Consider the following 17,723-nt stretch of genomic DNA (forward strand, 5'->3'; position numbering starts at 1 on the left):
CCCACCCACGGGAGGGGACGGACCGTAGCGGCGGAGCCGTGTAGGGCCGGCACCGCTCCCTACAAACCCACGCCCGCCGCCAGGCGCTACGGCGAACAACCACCACGGCGGGAAGGCCAAAAACGTGGGGCCCAGCCAAAGCGCCGCGGACTGGTTATTAATAATGGCCAGCATTAGAATGCTGGACCATGGCCAGGACCTCAGGACCCGAGACCCGGGAGAAGCTGATCCGCGCCGCGGAGGAGATCTTCGCGGCGCAGGGCGTGGACGGCGCCCAGATGCGTGACATCGTCCGGCTGGCCGGTCAGGGCAATCCCTCGGCCGTGCAGTACCACTTCGGTTCGCGCGGCGGGCTGCTGGACGCCGTGATGGCGGGTCGGCTGGCCCGTACGGAAGCGGCCCTGGCGCCGCTGCTGACGACGGTGGAGGCCGCCGGGCCCACGCTCGCCGGGCTGGTCCGCGCGCTGCTCACCGCGGAGGCGACCGAACTGCGCGACGACCGCGGGCGGCGCTGTCTGCGGATCTCCGCCCAGCTCAGCCACGAGAGCGGGGTACGCACCCGGATCCCGCACCCGACGCTGGACGGCACCGCGTACTGGCGGCTGATCGGCGGCATGGAGGACGTCCTCGCGGCGGCCGGGCTGCCCGAGGCGCTGCGCCTGGAGCGGCTGGATCTCGCGCTGACCCTCATCGGCGCGGCGCTGGCCGACCGCGCGCGGCACTACCTGGAGGGCGTCGCCCCCCTCACCGGCGAGGAGCTGTTCCTCGCCGATCTCACCGGGACCACCGTGGCGTTCCTGCTCGCCGCCGCCCCGGGCACCACCACCCCCGATCCCTAGGAGTTCCCTCATGACCGAAGCCACCTCCGCCCCGGCGGCAAGCCTGGCCGGCAAGACCGTCGTCATCACCGGCGGCGCCCGCGGGCTGGGCGCGGCCGCCGCCGAACAGGCCGTCGCGGCCGGCGCAAACGTCGTCCTCACCGACGTCCTCCAGGACGAGGGCGCGGCGACGGCGGCCCGGCTCGGCGAGCGGGCCCGCTTCCTGACCCACGACGTGACCTCCGAGGAGGACTGGCAGCGGGTCGCCGACCACGCCGTGGCCGAGTTCGGCGGTGTCGACGGCCTGGTCAACAACGCCGGAATAGCCACCGGTCAGCCGCTGGAGACGGTGTCCGTCGACTTCTTCCGCAAGGTCATCGACGTGAACCTGACCGGCGTCTTCATCGGCATGAAGACCGTCATCCCCGCCATGAGGGAGCGCGGCGCGGGCTCGATCGTGAACATCTCCTCGGCCGCCGGGCTGATGGGCCTGGCGATGACCGGCGGCTACGGCGCCTCCAAGTGGGGCGTACGCGGCCTGACCAAGGTCGGCGCGGTGGAGCTGGGCACCGACCGCATCCGGGTGAACTCCGTGCACCCCGGCATGACGTACACCCCGATGACCGCCCAGGTCGGCATCCAGAAGGGCGAGGGCAACTACCCCAACACCCCGATGGGCCGGGTCGGCGAGCCGCACGAGATCGCCGGCGCCGTGGTCTTCCTGCTCTCCGATGCCGCGTCGTACGTCACCGGCGCCGAGCTGGCGGTGGACGGCGGCTGGACCACCGGGCCGACGGTGAAGTACGTCATGGGGCAGTGAGCGGCGGGGCCGGGCTCCCGGCGCGACCGGCCCCCGCCCCTGGTGATTGCATGGCCCCATGACCGATCACGATCAGCACACGGACCGGGATCAGCCGCCGCTCGACGCGGACGAGATCCTCGATGTCGTGGACGAGAACGACGAGGTCGTGGGGCAGGCCCCGCGCGGTGAGACCTACGCCCGCCGGATGCGCACCCGCTGCGCCTTCATCCTGGTCCGGGACGCCGAGGACCGGATCTTCGTGCACCGCCGCACCCCGCACAAGCTCGTCTTCCCCTCGCACTACGACATGTTCGTGGGCGGAGTGGTCGGCGCCGGGGAGACCTACGACCAGGCGGCGCTGCGCGAGGCGGAGGAGGAGCTGGGCGTGCGGGGGCTGGCGCAGCCGGAGCCGTTGCTGAAGTTCCTGTACGAGACGGCGGAGCACACCTGGTGGTCGGCGGTCTACCAGGTGCGCTGGACGGGGCCCGTCGCGCCGCAGGAGTCGGAGATCGACTGGCACACCTTCATGACGGAGGAGGAGCTGACCCGGCGGCTGGCGGAGTGGCCGTGGACGCCGGACGGGCTCGCCGCGTACCGGGAGCTGCTGGCCCGGCGGGAGCCGGAGTCCCCCGGCGGCGGCCGGACCGGCCGTTAGGGTTGCGCTCATGATCCTCGGCGACGGACTCCGGTCGATCGGCACGGCCGTAGGGCTGTGGCTGTCGCCCGCGCGGGTCCGGGAGGAGGGCACCACTCCCGACTACCGGTTCTCGCTGGCCAATGAGCGCACCTTCCTGGCGTGGCTGCGGACCGGGCTGGCGCTGGTCGGCGGCGGTTTCGCGGTGGACCAGTTCCTGCCGCGTCTGCACCCGGGGCTGCGGCTGGCCTGCACCGTCGTGCTGCTGGTGGCGGGCGCGCTGTGCGCCCTGCGCGCGGTCAACCACTGGGTCCGCTGCGAGCGCGCGATGCGCCGCGGCGAGGATCTGCCGCTCTCCCGCTTCCCGACCGTACTGGCCCTGGGCGTCGGGGTGCTGGCGGTCGCCATGGTCGTCCTCGTCGTCCTGGGCTGGACGGTCTAGCGGTGGGGGACGCGCGGGCCCGGCCCCCGGAATCCGGCCGGGACCCCGGTCTCCAGCCGGAACGCACCCGGCTGGCCTGGCGGCGGACGACGCTGTCCTGCACGGTCGTCGCGCTGCTGGCCGGCCGCCAACTGGCGCGGATCCGGGCCCCGGGAGCGGCGCAGGCCGTCCTGGCGGTGTCGGTCGCGCTGGTGTGGCTGGCCTTCGTGGCGGCGGCCCACCACCGGGTCGGGGATCTGGCCACCGGCCGCCCGTCCGACCTGCGGCCACGGCTCGCGCTGCTGCTGGCCGGCTGCACGGTGGTGCTGGCGGCGATCGGCGCGGCGGCCGTCCTGCCGTAGGCGGGAGGGGGCGCGGCCCGCGCGTGGGGTGCGTACAGCTCCGCTGCCGAGGAGCAGAATTGACTGCCCGCCACCCGACTCGTTCGCCATGCGAGCGTCCATCACCCCTGGGGGAAGCACATGGAGCCCTATCTCACCGAACTGGCCGCCGGCGTCAACGCCTTCATCCAGCCGGACGGCGGCTGGTGCCTGAACAACGCCGGCTTCATCACCGACGGGGACGCCACCCTCGTCGTGGACACCGCCGCCACCGAGCGCCGCGCGCGCCTGCTGCGCCGGCGGATCGCCGGGAGCGGCGCCCCCACGCCGCGGATGCTGGTCAACACCCATCACCACGGCGACCACACCTACGGCAACAGCGTCTTCACTCCCGAGGCGACCGTCATCGGGCACGCCGCCTGCCGCCGCGAGCTGCTGGCCGCCGGCCGCCAGCTGCACGCGGTCTGGCCCGGGGTGGAGTACGGCGACATCCGCCTGACCGCGCCCTCGCTCACCTTCACCGACGAGCTGACCCTGCACATCGGCGGCATCGAGGTGCGGCTGCTGCACCCGGGCGTCGCGCACACCCCCGGCGACACCATCGTCTGGCTGCCCGCGCAGCGCATCGTCTTCACCGGGGACCTGGTCTTCCACGGCGGGACGCCCTTCATCTTCATGGGCTCGCTGGCCGGCTCGCTGCGTGCGCTGGACGTGCTGCGTGCGCTGGACGCGGTGACCGTCGTGCCGGGGCACGGCCCGGTGACCGGACCCGAGGTGTACGACGCCATGGAGAGCTATCTGCGGTATGTCGAGCGGCTGGCACGGGACGGCCGGGCGGCCGGGCGTACGCCGCTGGAGGTGGCCAAGGCGGCGGATCTCGGGCCGTTCGCGGCGCTGGCCGAGAGCGAGCGGCTGGTGGCGAACCTGCATCGCGCGTACGCGGAACTGGCGGGCGGCGAGCCGGGGGCGCCGCTGGATCCGATGGCGGGGTTCGGCGACATGACGGTGATGAACGGCGGGATCCCGATGGCCTGCCACGCGTGAGGGCCGGGCGAATCCGGCGGAACCGCGCCGCGTGACGGACGCCCCACCCACCGGCACTGGACTCCATACCGACTAGTCGGCATGATCGGGGCAGCGATGGACCGTATCGACCGTCATGCCGTACGGAGGACAACGATGACCAAGGGCACCCCTCCCCCGCAGGCCGCGGTCCGGGAGGAACCCCCCGGCCTCGACCTCGCCCGACTGCGCGAGCATCTGGACCGGGAGCGGCCGGGCCTGACCGGCGGGCCGCTGCGCGCGCAGCTGATCGAGGGTGGGCGGTCCAATCTCACCTACCGCGTCACCGACGGCGCCGGCTCCTGGGTCGTGCGCCGGCCGCCGCTCGGCCATGTGCTGGCCACCGCGCACGACATGCGGCGCGAGCACCGGGTCCTCAGCGCGCTGCACGAGACGCCGGTGCCGGTGCCCGAGACGCTGCTGCTGTGCGAGGACGAGGCGGTGATCGGCGCGCCGTTCTATGTGATGGAGCTGGTCGAGGGCACGCCGTACCGCACGGCGGACCAGCTGGCCCCGCTCGGCGCGGAGCGCACCCGAGCCGTGGTGCTGTCCCTGGTCGACACGCTCGTCGATCTGCACGCCGTGGACCCGGAGGCGGTCGGGCTCGGCGACTTCGGCCGCCCGGAGGGTTTCCTGGAGCGTCAACTGCGGCGCTGGGGCAAGCAGTTGAGCGCGTCGAAGAATCGCGAGCTGCCGGGGATCGACGCGTTGCACGAGGCGCTGGGCCGGGCCCTGCCCGCCTCCCCCGCGCCGGCCGTCGTGCACGGCGACTACCGTCTCGACAATGTGCTGGTCGGAGCCGATGGCGCCATCAACGCCGTACTGGACTGGGAGATGTCCACGCTCGGCGATCCGCTGACCGACCTGGGGCTGCTGGTGATGTACAGCCAGGACCTGGGCCTGCCCGAGTCGCCGGTCAGCACCACCAGCGGCGCGGCGGGCCACCCCTCCCCCGCCGAACTGATCGAGCGCTACGCCGCCCGCTCCGGCCGGGACACCTCCGCCCTCGCCTGGTACACCGCCTTCGCCTGGTTCAAGCTCGCCGTGATCCTCGAAGGCATCCACTACCGCTTCACGCTCGGCCAGACCGTCGGTGCGGGCTTCGACCGGATCGGCGAGCTCGTGCCCGTATTCATCGACCACGGACTCACCACCCTGAAGGAAGGCTGAGGCACCCATGGACTTCGCATTCGACGCCCGTACGGAAGAGCTGCGTGAGCGGCTGCTGGCGTTCATGGACGAGCATGTCCACCCGGCCGAGCAGACCGCGCACGAGCAGCGGGCCGCGCTCGACTCTCCGTGGGACACCCCGGCGATAGTGGAGGAGCTGAAGGCCGAGGCCCGCAGGCAGGGGCTGTGGAACCTCTTCCTGCCGGACGCGGAGCACGGCGCCGGGCTGACGAACCTCCAGTACGCGCCGCTGGCCGAAATCACCGGCCGCAGCCCGCAGTTGGCGCCGACCGCGCTGAACTGTGCGGCGCCGGACACCGGCAACATGGAGGTGCTGGCGCAGTTCGGCAGCGAGGCGCAGAAGAAGCAGTGGCTCCAGCCGCTGCTGGCCGGCGAGATCCGGTCGGCGTTCGCGATGACGGAGCCGGAGGTGGCCTCGTCGGACGCGACGAACATCGAGACCCGTATCGAGCGTGACGCCGGGGACACCTCCCGCTCGAGCGGAGCCGAAGGTGGGGGAGAGTACGTCATCAACGGGCGCAAGTGGTACATCTCCGGGGCGATGAATCCGCTGTGCGAGGTCTTCATCGTGATGGGGAAGACCGATCCGGACGGCGCCGACATCCGCCGTCAGCAGTCGATGGTGCTGGTGCCGCGCGATACGCCCGGCGTCGAGGTCAGGCGGGCCATGCAGGTCTACGGCTACGAGGACCACTGGCACGGCGGGCACGCCGAGGTGGTCTTCGACAACGTACGGGTCCCGGCGGCGAACCTCATCGGCGAGGAGGGCGGCGGCTTCGCCATCGCGCAGGCGCGGCTCGGGCCCGGCCGGATCCACCACTGCATGCGGCTGATCGGGATGGCCGAGCGGGCCATCGAGCTGATGTGCCGGCGCGCGGTGTCGCGTACCGCCTTCGGCAAGCCGCTGGCCCAGCAGGGCGTGGTCCAGGAGTGGATCGCGGATGCCCGGGTGGCGGTGGAGCAGCTGCGGCTGCTGGTGCTCAAGACCGCATGGCTGATGGACACCGTCGGCAACAAGGGTGCACACACCGAGATCCAGGCCATCAAGATCGCCACCCCGCGCACGGTCGTGAACATCCTCGACCAGGCGGTGCAGCTGCACGGCGCGGGCGGCGTCAGCCAGGACTTCCCGCTGGCCGAACTGTGGGCCGGGGCACGGACGCTGCGCCTGGCCGACGGGCCGGACGAGGTGCATCAGCGGTCGCTGGCGCGCCGGGAGCTGAAGCGGTACCTGTAGGGGGCGTCGAACGGATCCCGTAGGGGGTGGGCGGGCCCCCTGCGGGCCACAACGCCGTGGGGGGTGGGGGGATTCCCGCGCCGGGGTTACGGCCGCAGCGCGCGCAGCAGGAGGTCGGCCAGGTGGTCGGCCACCTGCTGCGGGGTGAGCGGGCCGTCCTCGCGGTACCAGGTGCCGAGGTGGTGCACGGACCCGAAGTGGTAGTCGACGACGAGGTCCGCGGGAATGTCGGCGGCGAACACCCCGGTGCGCTGCCCCTCCTCGACCAGGGCCCGGAAGCGCTCGTGGTAGCGCCGCCGTTCGGCCCGTACCTGCTTGTCCTTCTCGGGGCCGAGGTGGTGCATCGAGCGGAAGAAGATCTTGGTGTCGTCGAGGTTCTCGATGGTGGTGACGACGACATCGGCGGCGGCGTCCCGCAGCCGCCGCTCGACCGGTGCGTCGGCGTCCGCGAAGTGGTCGAGCCGCTCCTGCTGGAGCCGCAGCACCCGGCCGTAGACCTCGTGCAGCAGGTCGTCCTTGGAGCCGAAGTAGTGGTAGAGGGCGCCCTTGGTGACGCCCGCGGCGTCGACGATCTCCTGGACGGAGGTGCGGTCGTAGCCGCGTTCCGCGAAGAGTCTGGTGGCGGTGGCCAGCAGCCGTTGCGCCACCGGCTTCGTGCCGCCGGTGCCGTTGCCGGTGCCGACAGCGGTGTCGTTGCCGCTGCCGTCCTTCGTGCCGGCCATCGCCCTCACCTGTCCTTTGTGCGTATGCGCCTGTGGTGCTCCGCGGGTGCCGCGGGGTTACGCGTGGTGGCGCAGCTCCCGTCGGAGGATCTTGCCACTCGCGGTCTTCGGAAGCTCCGGCAGGATCTCCACCACGCGGGGATATTTGTACGCCGCCAGCCGATCCTTGCAGTAGGCGGCCAGTTCGGCGGGTTCGGGGGCGGTTCCCGGGCGCAGGCTGACATAGGCCTTCACCGACTCGCCGCGGTAGGCGTCCGGGACGCCGACGACGGCCGCCTCGCGCACCGCCGGGTGGGTGTAGAGGACGTCCTCGACCTCGCGCGGCCACACCTTGAAGCCGGATGCGTTGATCATGTCCTTCTTGCGGTCGACGACGTAGAGCCAGCCGTCGGTGTCCATGAAGCCGATGTCGCCGGTGCGCAGTTCGCCGTCCGGGAGGGCCTCGGCGGTGGCGTCCGGGCGCCGCCAGTAGCCGGGGACGACCTGGGGGCCGGCGACCGCGATCTCACCCTGCTCGCCGAACGCCACGTCGGCGCCGTTCTCGTCGATGATCCTGACGACGGTGTCGGGGCCGGGGACGCCGACGGCGAGCGTCCCGGAGACCTTGTCGACCGGCGCCTGCCGCCCCGGCGGGACGCTGGCGCAGGGCGCGGTGCACTCGGTGAGGCCGTAGCCGTTGTGGAGGTACGGGCCGAAGCCGTCCCGGAACTTCTCCACCAGAGCGGGCGGCAGCGGCGCGCCGCCCGAGGACATCGCCTGGAAGGACGCGAAGTGGTCGCGGCCGGCCTGCGGGTGGGCCATCAGCGCCATGTACGCGGTGGAGGGGCCGACGGTGTAGGCGGGGCGGTGTTCGAGGAAGGCGTCCAGGACGACGCCCGCCTCGAAGCGGTAGGCGAGCGCGAGGGTGCCGGTGTTGGCGAGGCAGGCGGCCAGTTCGCAGACCATGCCGGTGATGTGGAAGAGCGGGGCGAGCGCGAAGTAGGTGGCGCCCTCGGGCAGGCCCAGGCCGGTGCGCTGGCGTTCGGCGTTGTAGCTGATGTTGCCGTGGGTGTTGGTGGCGCCCTTGGGGGTGCCGCTGGTGCCCGAGGTGTAGCTGATCAGCGCGATGTCGTCGGCGGTGAGGTCCGGGTCGGCGGGCACCGCCCGGATCTGCCCGGTGGTGCGGGCGACGGTCAGCAGATCGTCGGCGCCCTCCCGGGGTCCGAGGGGTTCGCCGCGCAGCACCCGGGTGTCGTTGCGGGTCTGCAGATCGCTCTCCCGTGCGGTGAGCGCGATCCGTACGGACGGCGTCCCGGCGGCGGTGGCGCGGAGGAAGCCGTCCCAGGTGCGGTCGGCGCAGATGACGGCGGTGATCTCGGCGTCGTCGAGGATGTGCCGCATCTCGCCCGCTTTGTACATGGGGTTGACGGGCACCACCACGCCGCCCGCCTTCCAGACGCCGAGCAGCGCGAGCACGAAGTGCGGGGTGTTCTGGAGCATCACCGCGGCCCGGTCGCCGCGCCGGAAGCCGCGGCCGGCGAGGTGGGCGGCGATGCCGTCGGAGAGCGCGTCGGTCTCGGCGTAGGACAGCTTCCCGTCGAAGTACGCGAGAGCCGTGCGGTCCGGGGCGCGGTGCACCGCCGCCCGGAAGGCGTGCAGCGTCGAGGGCGGCGGCTGGACGGGGGCGCGCTGGGCGTCGGTGAGCTGCGCCAGCCACGGCTTGTCCTGGTAGGAGGTCATCGGGCACCCCCCTCGCGCTCCTCCAGCTTCCGCTGCAGATGGTTCATGCCGGTCAGCCAGCGGTCGGGGTCGGTGGCCCGCGCGAGGTAGTAGTCGCCCGCCTCGGGGTGCGGCAGGACCAGGAAGCGGTTCTCGGCCATCGCCGCGAAGAGCGCGTCGGCGACGGCTTCGGGTTCGACGGCGGTGGGCGTCAGGACGAGCTCCCCGGCGGCGCCGGTGTCGGCCAGCATGTCGGTCCGTACGCCCTGCGGGCAGATCGCGTGCACGTCGATGCCGCGGTGGCGGTAGGTCAGCGACAGCCACTCCGCGAAGGCGTATGCGCCGTGCTTGGTGACGCTGTACGGCGCCGCGCCGACCATGGTGAGCAGGCCCGCGGCGGACACCGTGGAGACGAACCGGCCGCTGCCGCGCTCCAGCCACGCGGGCAGCAGCTCGCGCGCGGCCCGGACGTGGGCCATCACGTTGACGTCCCAGGCCAGCTCCCAGGCGTCCTCGGGCGCCTCGGGTCCGCCGCCGGTGCCGACGCCGGCGTTGGCGCAGAAGATGTCGATGGCGCCGCCGAGCGCCTCGCGGGCGGCCGGGACGATGCCGGAGGCGTCACCGGGGACGGCGATCGCCCCGATGTCCTCGGCGGTGGCCTTCGCCTTGGCCTCGTCCAGGTCGTTGACCACCACGCGGGCGCCTTCGGCGGCGAACCGGCGGGCCAGCGCGGCGCCGATCCCCCCGCCCGCTCCGGTCACGACAACGGTCTTGTCCTGTACGGCTGCCACGCTGCGTCTCCCTCGGTCGCGCTGACTCGACTGTCCCCCACTCACGGCAGACTAACCAGTCGGTATGTCACAGCGGAAGAGCCTGGCTTCCGTCACGGCCGAGCTCGTTCCGTAACGGTCCCGTGCGCGTTAGCGTGCCCACGACACGAACCTCGGGTCCCTTTCCCGATCACGGAGGTGTGCGCATGGCTCTGTCGAGACGCGTTCTCGGTCGGCTGGCGGCAACCGGAGCGGCCGCGGCTGCGGTGACCGCCGCCGCGGGCCCCGCCGAAGCGGCCCGGGCCCCCGGCGGCCGCCACCCGGTACGCACCGGCTTCGACCGGCTCTCCGCCGACGGCTACCGCCTCCTGGACGGCCACCGGGTCGGCATCGTCACCAACCCCACGGGGGTCGACCACGAGCTCCGGCACATCGTGGACGTCATGCACGCCGACGCACGGGTCCGGCTGACCGCCGTCTTCGGCCCCGAACACGGCTTCCGGGGCACCGCCCAGGCGGGCGGCTCGGAGGGCCGCTACGACGATCCCGCCACCGGGCTGCCCGTCTACGACACGTACAACAAGAGCGGCCGGGAGCTCGCGGGCATCTTCACCGACTCCGGCGTGGACACCGTCGTCTTCGACATCCAGGACGTCGGCGCGCGCTTCTACACCTACATCTGGACGCTCTACGACTGCATGGTCGCGGCCGTCCTCGCGGGCAAGCGGTTCGTGGTGCTGGACCGGCCCAACCCCGTCACCGGCCGCGCCGCCACCGGGCCCGTACTGGACAAGAAGTTCGCCTCCTTCGTGGGCCGCGAGCCGATCTCCCAGGCGCACGGGATGACGGCGCTGGAACTGGCGCTGCTGTTCAACGGCGAGTTCGTCCCGCAGGCCGCCGGGCGGCCGGTGGAGCTGGAGACGGTGGGGATGACGGGCTGGCGGCGCGGGGACTTCTTCGACGCGACCGGACTGCCGTGGGTGCCGCCGAGCCCCAACATGCCCACCCCCGACACCGCCCTGGTCTACTCCGGCACCTGCCTCTTCGAGGGCACCAACCTCTCCGAGGGGCGCGGCACCACCCGCCCCTTCGAGCTGCTGGGCGCCGACGGCATCGACGCCCGCTGGGCCGCGGCCGCCACCGCGCTGGATCTGCCCGGCGTCCACTTCAGGGAGGCCTACTTCGCCCCCACCTTCTCCAAGTTCCAGGGCAAGACGATCGGCGGGGTCCAGCTGCACGTCCACGACCACGCCGCCTTCGACCCCGTACGGACCGGCATCGGCCTGCTGGTGACGGCCAAACAGGTCTGGCGCGGCTTCGCCTGGCGGCCGGACAACGGGATCGACCGGCTGACCGGCTCGTCGACGGTCCGCACGATGATCGACGCGGGCGCCGGGACGGACGAGGTGGTGGCCTCCTGGCAGGAGAAGCTGCGCCGGTTCCGTACGGTGCGCCGGCGGTATCTGCGCTACGCGTAGGGGCGGCGGTGCGGCGTCCGGGGGGACCGGCATGTCTCATCGGCCGAGACGGACCGGTCCCCTTGTTGACTGCCCCCTACACCGACCATGAGAGTGCCGCTCGTGCAGAGTGACGCGAGATCAGCAAAGACAACGGCCCCTGATACGGCGGGCGAGGCGGACCGGGGCGGCGGGGAGAGCCTGCGCCGCGTGGCGGTGGCCTCGTTCATCGGGACGGCCATCGAGTTCTACGACTTCTACATCTACGGGACGGCCGCCGCCCTCGTTCTCAACCAGGCGTTCTTCCCCACCCTCGACCCGGTCAACGCCACCCTCGCGTCGTTCTCCACCTACGCGGTGGCCTTCGCCGCGCGGCCGCTCGGCTCGGTGATCTTCGGGCACTTCGGGGACCGGGTGGGGCGCAAGTCCGTCCTGGTCGCCTCGCTGCTGCTGATGGGCCTGTCCACCGCGTTCGTCGGGCTGCTCCCGGGGTACGGCACGCTGGGCATCTGGGCGCCGCTGCTGCTGATCGCGCTGCGCTTCCTGCAGGGCATCGGCCTGGGCGGCGAGTGGGGCGGGGCCGCGCTGCTGGCGGTCGAGCACGCGCCGAAGAGGCGCCGCGGACTGTATGCGGCCTTCCCGCAACTGGGGCCGTCCGTGGGGTTCTTCGCGGCGACCGGGGTGTTCTGGCTGCTGTCCGCCGGGCTGGACGACGCGGCGTTCCGCTCCTGGGGCTGGCGGGTGCCGTTCCTGCTGTCGTTCCTGCTGGTCGGCGTGGGGCTGTTCGTACGGCTGAAGATCAGTGAGACGCCGGTGTTCGCCAAGGTGATGAACGCCCACGAGGCCGCCAAGGTCCCCGCCGTCGAGGTCTTCCGCCGGCATCCGCGCGCACTGCTGCTGGGCGCGGGCGGCATGATCATCGCGTACGGGCTCTTCTACACCGCGACGACCTACTGCCTCGCCTACGCCACCGGCACCCTCGGCATCTCCCGTAACACCATGCTGGCCCTCTCCCTCGTCGCCTGCCTCTTCCTGGCGGCCGGCACCTGGCTGGCCGCCACCGGCTCCGACCGCATCGGCCGCCGCAAGCTGATCCTCCTCGGCAGCGCCCTCGCGGTGGTGTGGCCCCTGTTCCCGCTGGTGGACACCGGGCGGCCGGTGCTGATCGCGCTCGGCATCGGCGGCGCGCTGTTCTGCATGGGCGTGGTCTACGGCCCGATGGGCGCATATCTGCCGGAACTGTTCGGCACGACGGTGCGCTACTCGGGCGCCTCGCTGGCGTACAACCTGGGCGGCGTCCTGGGCGGCGCGGTGGCGCCGCTGGTCGCCACCCGGCTGCAGTCGGCGTTCGGTTCGTCGTCGGTGGGCTGGTACGTCAGCGCCATGGCGGTGATCTCGCTGGTGTGCGTCCTGGCGCTGCCGGAGACCCGGGAGCGTGAACTGGGCTGAGCGCCGGGCCGGTCGGCGCGGAGTCGAGGGGTGTCGGTGAGGTTCGGCGGCCTGTCGGCGGCGTACGCGAGACGGACGGCGGGCCGTTGCCCGGCCGTACGGGCGCCGCGCCGGCGGCCCGACTGGGCCTGGAGGTGACGGAGTTGCCCGGCGGGCACGCGGGCTACGCGGAGGACGCCCTCGCATGCGCCGCCCGGCTGGTGGAGCTGCTGGGGGGCGACGCGCTCACGGCCTGAGCCACCACCGTTCGCTCTCCCAGGACAGCGCCTCCCAGAGGCGGTTGAGGGGGTGGGCGGGGCCGTAGGAGTCCCGCTCGCCCCGCCGGGTGAAGACCCCGACCAGCACCTCGGTCCGGGGTCCCACATCGCCGACGACGTCCAGCGTCCGCAGCCCCCCGGCCTCCGGGAGCCGGCCGTCCGCCGCCGCTTCGCCGATGCCGCGGGTGACCAGCATCGCGCCGCTGACCACGCCTGAGCGCAGCAGCTCGAAGCCGTAGTGGGCGGCCTCTATCTCGGCGGCGACGGTCAGCCTCTGGCGGTAGTCGGGGCCGTACCAGGAGGTCAGGAAGCGGCCGATCAGTCCGCGGGCGGAGATCACCAGCGGCAGCTCGGGCAGGTCGCGGGCGCCGAAGGAGCCGCCGGGGAGGCGTTCGGGCGGCAGGTTCGTCAGCAGGGACAGGCCGCTGCGGCGCCACTCCATCACCTCGTACGGTGCCAGCTGCTCCTTCTCCTGGCCCTCCGTGACCACGACGCTGCCGCAGACCACGTCGAGTTCTTTGGAACGGAGTTTGGCGAACAGGTCGCCGGTGCGGACGTGGGTGACCTTGAGGTCGACGTCGTCGCGCTCGTACTCCTCGCTGACGCGCTCCACGGCGTCCAGGAGGAAGCCGAGGGTGTAGCGGGTGGTGCCGACGGACAGCGTCCGGCCCAGGCGGCGGCGGGCGTCGTGCACCCCGTCCGACCATGCGCCGAGCGTGCGCCGCGCCAGGTCGACGAGCGCCTCGCCGGTCGCGGTGAACAGCGCGTCGCGCCCCCGCCCCTGCTTGAGGACCAGCTCCTCGCCGCACAGCGTCGCGAAAGTGCGGTTCATCGTGTCCAGCTGCTTTTGCACGCTGGACTGTTCGCGGCCGAGCCGGCGGGCGGCGCCGAGCGCGGTGCCCTCCTCGCGAACCATGATCAACGTGCGCAACTGGTCCATGGTGGTGTCGAGCAGCTCCGGCGGATACTGCAACGGACCCTCTAAGGCCATGCGCCCCTTCTCGCTTTCCCATTCCTCTTCAATTCACGGCTGAGCAGCATAGCCCGCATTCAAAACTGATCCTGAAGTCAGTCGGAATTATCTGGGGATTTCTTCCGGAAAATACTGGATGCGCTGCCGGTACCCATGCAAAGGTCGTGCCAATCCCGGTCAACCCATCATCTCTGCAAGGAGAGTTGAGCACGTGAGCCATTCCCAGGTCGCGCCGCCGCAGGGCGCAACCCCGCCGACGGGCCGAGCGGCCGGACGCCCGGGCACGCTGACCGCTCTGCTGGCGATTACGGTTCTCTCCGCGGTATCTGCGTTCGTCGGTGCGATCCTCGTCTACACCGGCGGAAAGGAAGGCGCGGAACAGAACATTCTGGATGCCTCCAAGGCCCATCCCGACCTGCTCGACGGTGGCACCATCTCCACCATCAAGGCACTCGGTCCGAACGTCTGGGACGAAGCGGTCAGCGAGCGTTACGGCACGCTCTCGGCCCGCGCCGGAATGGCCGTCTTCTTCGGGCTGTGCCTGCTCGTCTTCGGACTGTGCGCCCGTAACGGCGCGACCTGGGCCCGCGTACTCCTCACCATTTCCGCGGTGCTGGCGCTGTTTCCGCATATCCTCATCGCCGGCGATTACGAGCCGGACCCGGTCTTCCTGACCAGCCTGGCCGCCATGCTCACCGCGGTCGTGGCGGTCGTGGTCGGCTGGCTTCCGCCGAACGGCCGGTATGCGAAGCACCTGAAGCTGCACAAGCAGCAGCATCCGGGCGCGATGGCCGGACAGTCGTGATCGCATGCGGCAGGCCCCGGGCGCGCGCCCGGGGCCTGCCGCATGCCGTCGTCAGCTGCCGGTCCGGCTCCTTGCCGGTGCGGTCGGCGCCGTGTTCACCGGTGTCCGGGGAATTCCACCACCTGCTGGTAGGTCGGCCGGTTCTGCCAGCTGATGGTGTCGTGGGTCAAGCCGCCCACCGCGCGGTGGATGATCGCATCCGCGCACCACTGGTCGCCGGCCTTGCAGCTGCCGTCGCCCGGGTAGACCTGCTCGGCCGTCTTGGCGTTCGCCTGCCGCAGGGTGTCCAGCAGGGTGTCGCGGCAGGCCGTCAGATCGCCCTTGCCGCAGTACTGCTGGGCGAGCGGGCCCTTGACCTTGTCGCCGAGCACCGAGCGCAGATCCTTGTCCGCGTAGCTCCACCAGCCGTACTGGAAGGCGGATCCGGCGTGCGCCCCGGTGGGGCCGTGGCCGGCCGACGGGGATTCGTCGGTGGCCAGGTTGGCGGTCAGGGCGTTGTACAGGTCGCCGCCCAGGCCCGGCTCGAAGGTGGCGTCGATCATCAGCGGCCACCAGGCGTCCATCAGCCGTACCGCGTCGGAGTGGGCGTAGGTGTGCGAGCCCGCGGCGGTCTCGTGGCGCTGTGCCCCGTCCTTGCGCCAGGCCTCCAGCTGCTGCACGGCCTTCTTCAGTGCGGGGTCGGTGACGGGCTTGCTGTTGAGCACCCGCAGCATCTCGGGCAGCACGTCCTCGCCGCGCAGGTCGGTCACCGCGGCCTCGGCCATCGCCTGGGTCAGCGAGGCCCGGGTCACGCCGCCGTCCTCGGTCAGCGCGCGCACCCGGTCGTCCAGCAGGTTGGCGCGGTGCACCGGGCCGTTGCCGAAGCCGGCCGAGTCGTAGTCCTCGGCCTGCTTGTTGTTCCAGGAGATGTAGTAGTCCTGGTCGACGGACTGCGGATGCTGGGCGGGCGGGGTGTAGTCGGTGGTGTTGGTGGCGGGGTCGTAGCCCTTCCAGGCGTAGGCCTGCTCCGCCTTGACGGGCAGCGCCGGATCGACGTCGGGGTTGCGGACCGGGTTGAGGCCGCTGTTGTAGTACGCGATGTCGCGCGAGTCGGCATAGAACCAGTTGAAGGCGTAACCGATGTGCTGGGCGGCCTTCTTGAACGTCGCGGCGTCGTGGACGTACGAGGGGTCGTTGAGCATCTGGAAGCCGATGATGGAGTCGGCCTCGTGCCGGTAGGTGGTGCGCAGCGCCGTGTAGGCGACGGGCTTGCCCTTGAGGGTGGCGCGGTGGGTGACGGTGCCCCACTTGGTGCGGAAGACCTGCATCCGGTACGAGCCGGCCGCGGTCGGGTCGGCGATGGTGGGCTTCCAGGAGGTGGTGCGCTCCAGCTTCTCCATGGGGACGCAGGCGCCGTGGTAGCGGTAGGACGTCGAGTCCTTGGTGGGCGGGGAGCCGTCCGCGTTGCACAGGTCGATTGCGTAGGTGTCGGTGATGTCCTGGCCCGCGGAGGTGGCGCTCCAGGCGTAGTCCTGGCCGCGGCCCAGCTGGATGTACATCCCGACGCCGGCGAAGGAGGCGCCGCGGGCGCTGATGCCCGGTCCCTGGATCTCCTGGAGCATCAGCAGCTGGGGCGCGAAGTAGCCGGTCTGGGGGCCGAAGACGGCGACCGGGTTGCCGCTGGCGGTGTGCTTGCCGGAGACCAGCAGGGCGTTGGACATGCCGCGGTGCTGGGTGGGGTCGAAGCTCCCCTTGGGCAGCACTCCGTCCTTGAACAGCCCCTCCAGCTTCTTGTACTTCTTCGGGGCCTCGACCGGGTCCTGCGGCGTCTTCTCGCCCTTCTTGAGGGCCGCGGCGCCGGTGCGGTCGAAGACCAGCGGCTCGGGGGTGACCGAGCCGCGGTCGGGCAGCGCGGTGCCCTTGGCCTTGTCGGGCTTCACCGCGTACGGGAAGCTCTGGCCGTTGTGCAGGGTCTTGGCGGCCTCGGGGTCGTTGCGCTCCCGGAAGGACTCCCAGACCTTGGTGCCCTCCTCCAGGCCGTACTTCTGCTGGGCGGAGAGCAGCGCAAGGGCCGACGGGACCTCGCCGCCGCCGCCGTTGCCGAAGAGGCCGCCGACGACCGAGGCCAGCGCTATCAGGTCGGTGAGTGTGAACGGCTTGATCTCACCGGCGTTGGTGATCGCGTCGATGTGCCCGGTGAGGACGTACTCGCCGGGGAAGTAGCGTCCGTTCTTGGACTGCTCCCGGTAGGCGTTGATGCCGTCGACGTACGCCTGCGCGTCCTCCATCGCCTGCTTGCCGCGCGCCCCGTTGCTGTCCCGGATGGCGTCGACCTGCTCCTGGAGGTCCTTCTCGGTGTACGGCGCCGTGGGGAAGAACTGCTGCTCCAGGCCCTGGTTGGCGGGCGCGCCGCCGGCGAAGGAGGTGAGCTCGCCGCGGCCGATGTGCCGGAAGAGGTCCATCAGCCACAGGCGGTCCTGGCCCGCGGCGTAGCCGGCGCCGAATTCGGTGCCGTAGCGGGTGGTGCCCTTGATGTGCGGGACGCCGGTCTTCTTGTCGCGGGTGATGGTCACGTCGTCGCGGGGCGTGGTGACCTTGCCGACCTGGTCGTCGGGGACGCCGAAGGAGGCGTCGTTGAAGAACTGGGTGAGCGTGTCGTCGGTGAGCGACTGGTAGCCGCTCGCCAGCGCGCCGTAGGGGCCCAACTGGTCGGTGGAGTGCTCGGGGTGGGTGCCGAACAGCTTGTTGCCCAGGATCTGCATCAGGGTGGCATTGCCGGTGGCGCCGGGCGGCAGGATGTCGGCGCACTGTCCCTGGCAGTAGTCGTCGGCGCCGTTCGGCGCGGCCGCGGCCGCGGCGGGGGGTGGTGCCAAGAGCGTGGCACCCAAGGCGAACAGGGCTGCCGCGGCGGCAGCCCTGAGCCTTCCGGTACGTCGTCGCATTCCTGCTCCTCGATGGGGGTCCCCGCTGCCCTCAAGAGCTTGGGGAGGGTGGGCGGGACGTTACCGGCGGTTACTCGTGGCCGGAAGATGAACAACAGTCACCTTTTCGAATTCCCCACAGGCAATCGGACGGCGGGGACCGAGGAAAACCGGGAGAGACGGGTG

Annotated in this window: 17 protein-coding genes; 12 read left to right on the forward strand and 5 right to left on the reverse strand. The window is 71.7% G+C overall.

The window, feature by feature from the left end:
* Positions 1-188: 188 nt before the first annotated feature.
* From ACIGWZ_RS38820 to ACIGWZ_RS38855, 8 genes are all read left to right on the forward strand, one after another.
* Entirely contained in the window at positions 189-839 is a 651-nt protein-coding gene (locus tag ACIGWZ_RS38820) for a TetR/AcrR family transcriptional regulator (protein ID WP_400072657.1), read from the forward strand.
* A 10-nt stretch (positions 840-849) separates the two neighbouring features.
* Positions 850-1,638, forward strand: a complete 789-nt coding sequence (locus tag ACIGWZ_RS38825; RefSeq protein ID WP_400072659.1) for a glucose 1-dehydrogenase — start codon at positions 850-852, stop codon at positions 1,636-1,638.
* A gap of 58 nt (positions 1,639-1,696) precedes the next feature.
* Positions 1,697-2,275, forward strand: coding sequence for an NUDIX hydrolase (locus ACIGWZ_RS38830; RefSeq protein WP_400072660.1), 579 nt, complete (start codon positions 1,697-1,699; stop codon positions 2,273-2,275).
* 10 nt (positions 2,276-2,285) lie between these two features.
* Positions 2,286-2,696: a YidH family protein gene (locus ACIGWZ_RS38835; RefSeq protein WP_400072662.1), complete on the forward strand. Its 411-nt coding sequence runs from the start codon at positions 2,286-2,288 to the stop codon at positions 2,694-2,696.
* A gap of 2 nt (positions 2,697-2,698) precedes the next feature.
* Entirely contained in the window at positions 2,699-3,037 is a 339-nt protein-coding gene (locus ACIGWZ_RS38840; protein WP_400072664.1) for a DUF202 domain-containing protein, read from the forward strand.
* A gap of 120 nt (positions 3,038-3,157) precedes the next feature.
* Positions 3,158-4,060 (forward strand): MBL fold metallo-hydrolase, encoded by a 903-nt coding sequence (locus ACIGWZ_RS38845; RefSeq protein ID WP_400072666.1) that lies wholly within the window; start codon positions 3,158-3,160, stop codon positions 4,058-4,060.
* A gap of 135 nt (positions 4,061-4,195) precedes the next feature.
* Positions 4,196-5,248 (forward strand): phosphotransferase family protein, encoded by a 1,053-nt coding sequence (locus tag ACIGWZ_RS38850; RefSeq protein ID WP_400072667.1) that lies wholly within the window; start codon positions 4,196-4,198, stop codon positions 5,246-5,248.
* A 7-nt stretch (positions 5,249-5,255) separates the two neighbouring features.
* On the forward strand, positions 5,256-6,506 hold the full coding sequence (locus ACIGWZ_RS38855) for an acyl-CoA dehydrogenase family protein (RefSeq protein ID WP_400072669.1): 1,251 nt from the start codon (positions 5,256-5,258) through the stop codon (positions 6,504-6,506).
* A gap of 86 nt (positions 6,507-6,592) precedes the next feature.
* On the opposite strand, the gene ACIGWZ_RS38860 is transcribed toward ACIGWZ_RS38855, so the two are convergent.
* Genes ACIGWZ_RS38860 through ACIGWZ_RS38870 form a run of 3 tightly spaced genes read right to left on the reverse strand, consistent with a single transcriptional unit; the run spans position 6,593 to position 9,717 of the window.
* Positions 6,593-7,228 (reverse strand): TetR/AcrR family transcriptional regulator, encoded by a 636-nt coding sequence (locus ACIGWZ_RS38860; RefSeq protein ID WP_400072671.1) that lies wholly within the window; start codon positions 7,226-7,228, stop codon positions 6,593-6,595.
* A 57-nt stretch (positions 7,229-7,285) separates the two neighbouring features.
* Positions 7,286-8,947, reverse strand: coding sequence for a class I adenylate-forming enzyme family protein (locus tag ACIGWZ_RS38865; RefSeq protein ID WP_400072673.1), 1,662 nt, complete (start codon positions 8,945-8,947; stop codon positions 7,286-7,288).
* Positions 8,944-9,717 carry an SDR family oxidoreductase gene (locus ACIGWZ_RS38870; RefSeq protein ID WP_400072675.1) on the reverse strand — a complete coding sequence of 258 codons (774 nt, stop codon included), beginning with the start codon at positions 9,715-9,717 and terminating at the stop codon, positions 8,944-8,946. The genes ACIGWZ_RS38865 and ACIGWZ_RS38870 overlap by 4 nt, the downstream gene beginning before the upstream one ends.
* 185 nt (positions 9,718-9,902) lie before the next feature.
* Between ACIGWZ_RS38870 and ACIGWZ_RS38875 the strand changes: the two genes are divergently transcribed.
* The 3 genes from ACIGWZ_RS38875 to ACIGWZ_RS38885 all read left to right on the forward strand — a co-directional run bounded on the left by ACIGWZ_RS38875 (position 9,903) and on the right by ACIGWZ_RS38885 (position 12,838).
* Positions 9,903-11,174, forward strand: coding sequence for an exo-beta-N-acetylmuramidase NamZ domain-containing protein (locus ACIGWZ_RS38875; protein WP_400072676.1), 1,272 nt, complete (start codon positions 9,903-9,905; stop codon positions 11,172-11,174).
* Between the two features lie 102 nt (positions 11,175-11,276).
* Positions 11,277-12,602: an MFS transporter gene (locus ACIGWZ_RS38880; RefSeq protein WP_400072678.1), complete on the forward strand. Its 1,326-nt coding sequence runs from the start codon at positions 11,277-11,279 to the stop codon at positions 12,600-12,602.
* A gap of 86 nt (positions 12,603-12,688) precedes the next feature.
* Positions 12,689-12,838, forward strand: coding sequence for a hypothetical protein (locus tag ACIGWZ_RS38885; protein WP_400072680.1), 150 nt, complete (start codon positions 12,689-12,691; stop codon positions 12,836-12,838).
* Here the strand turns inward: ACIGWZ_RS38885 and ACIGWZ_RS38890 are convergent.
* Positions 12,828-13,850, reverse strand: a complete 1,023-nt coding sequence (locus tag ACIGWZ_RS38890; protein WP_400072682.1) for a LysR family transcriptional regulator — start codon at positions 13,848-13,850, stop codon at positions 12,828-12,830. The two genes, ACIGWZ_RS38885 and ACIGWZ_RS38890, sit on opposite strands and share 11 nt — an antisense overlap.
* Before the next feature lie 193 nt (positions 13,851-14,043).
* On the opposite strand from ACIGWZ_RS38890, the gene ACIGWZ_RS38895 reads away from it, so the two are divergent.
* Positions 14,044-14,637 (forward strand): hypothetical protein, encoded by a 594-nt coding sequence (locus ACIGWZ_RS38895; RefSeq protein ID WP_400072683.1) that lies wholly within the window; start codon positions 14,044-14,046, stop codon positions 14,635-14,637.
* A gap of 95 nt (positions 14,638-14,732) precedes the next feature.
* On the opposite strand, the gene ACIGWZ_RS38900 is transcribed toward ACIGWZ_RS38895, so the two are convergent.
* The gene (locus ACIGWZ_RS38900) at positions 14,733-17,558 is read right to left on the reverse strand and encodes a penicillin acylase family protein (RefSeq protein WP_400072685.1); all 2,826 of its coding nucleotides are present in this window, start codon (positions 17,556-17,558) and stop codon (positions 14,733-14,735) included.
* Positions 17,559-17,723 lie beyond the last annotated feature (165 nt).

Origin of the sequence: Streptomyces sp. NPDC053427 (assembly GCF_044544985.1) — a bacterium.
Classification (GTDB): Bacteria; Actinomycetota; Actinomycetes; order Streptomycetales; family Streptomycetaceae; genus Streptomyces.

Excerpts from the sequence above, each read along its gene's own strand:
- ACIGWZ_RS38820 (WP_400072657.1), top strand. The coding sequence starts at position 189 with ATGGCCAGGACCTCAGGACCCGAGACCCGGGAGAAGCTGATCCGCGCC.
- ACIGWZ_RS38825 (WP_400072659.1), top strand. The coding sequence starts at position 850 with ATGACCGAAGCCACCTCCGCCCCGGCGGCAAGCCTGGCCGGCAAGACC.
- ACIGWZ_RS38830 (WP_400072660.1), top strand. The coding sequence starts at position 1,697 with ATGACCGATCACGATCAGCACACGGACCGGGATCAGCCGCCGCTCGAC.
- ACIGWZ_RS38835 (WP_400072662.1), top strand. The coding sequence starts at position 2,286 with ATGATCCTCGGCGACGGACTCCGGTCGATCGGCACGGCCGTAGGGCTG.
- ACIGWZ_RS38845 (WP_400072666.1), top strand. The coding sequence starts at position 3,158 with ATGGAGCCCTATCTCACCGAACTGGCCGCCGGCGTCAACGCCTTCATC.
- ACIGWZ_RS38850 (WP_400072667.1), top strand. The coding sequence starts at position 4,196 with ATGACCAAGGGCACCCCTCCCCCGCAGGCCGCGGTCCGGGAGGAACCC.
- ACIGWZ_RS38855 (WP_400072669.1), top strand. The coding sequence starts at position 5,256 with ATGGACTTCGCATTCGACGCCCGTACGGAAGAGCTGCGTGAGCGGCTG.
- ACIGWZ_RS38860 (WP_400072671.1), bottom strand. The coding sequence starts at position 7,228 with ATGGCCGGCACGAAGGACGGCAGCGGCAACGACACCGCTGTCGGCACC.
- ACIGWZ_RS38865 (WP_400072673.1), bottom strand. The coding sequence starts at position 8,947 with ATGACCTCCTACCAGGACAAGCCGTGGCTGGCGCAGCTCACCGACGCC.
- ACIGWZ_RS38875 (WP_400072676.1), top strand. The coding sequence starts at position 9,903 with ATGGCTCTGTCGAGACGCGTTCTCGGTCGGCTGGCGGCAACCGGAGCG.
- ACIGWZ_RS38890 (WP_400072682.1), bottom strand. The coding sequence starts at position 13,850 with ATGGCCTTAGAGGGTCCGTTGCAGTATCCGCCGGAGCTGCTCGACACC.
- ACIGWZ_RS38900 (WP_400072685.1), bottom strand. The coding sequence starts at position 17,558 with ATGCGACGACGTACCGGAAGGCTCAGGGCTGCCGCCGCGGCAGCCCTG.